The sequence below is a fragment of the Fibrisoma montanum genome (genome assembly GCF_003583365.1).
Classification (GTDB): Bacteria; Bacteroidota; Bacteroidia; order Cytophagales; family Spirosomataceae; genus Fibrisoma; species Fibrisoma montanum.
This window is the reverse complement of the sequence record NZ_QXED01000037.1, coordinates 1-528: the sequence shown is the minus strand read 5'-3', so window position 1 is coordinate 528 and position 528 is coordinate 1. Positions and strand designations below refer to the sequence as shown.

The following is a 528-nucleotide window of genomic DNA, read 5'->3' as shown; positions in this document are numbered from 1 at the left end:
CCACATTTGGTGTAGAGGCCGTGAAGTTGGCAGGAGCCGTGAAGCTCACCGAGTAAGGCACGCCCGGCGTCAGGCCCGTGAAGCTGTAGACGCCATCAGCGCCCGTCACCACACTGGCCAGGGCCGTGCCGTTGCTTACCAAGGTCACCGTCACCGAGGCCAGACCCGTCTCCGAGGGCTGTTGCAGCCCGTCGCGGTTGGCATCAACGAAGACCTTGTCACCCAATGAAGCCGGGCGGAAGAAGCCTGCGTCTACCGTCAGGTTGCTCTCGTTAGCCGCCAGCGTGTAGCTGCCACTGCGACCCGTCACCGGGTCCGCATCACTGTCGGTGGCATCGTTACCTACGTTAGCCACTGTGGCCGTGTAGCCCGTCGGGGCTGCGAAGACCACTGTGTAGCTTACCCCAGGCGTCAGGCCCGTGAAGCTGTAGACGCCACTGGCGTTGGTGGTGGTCGAGGCCACCGGTGTCACTCCACCGTCAGCCAAGAGCTGCACGGCTACCCCGGCGATGCCCACCTCACCCGCAT

Annotated in this window: 1 protein-coding gene; it reads right to left on the bottom strand. The window is 64.4% G+C overall.

Translation table 11 applies throughout. The annotated features are described in order from the left end of the window. On the bottom strand, window positions 1-528 hold a 528-nt coding region (locus DYU11_RS32885; protein WP_119671991.1), incomplete at both ends, for an SdrD B-like domain-containing protein.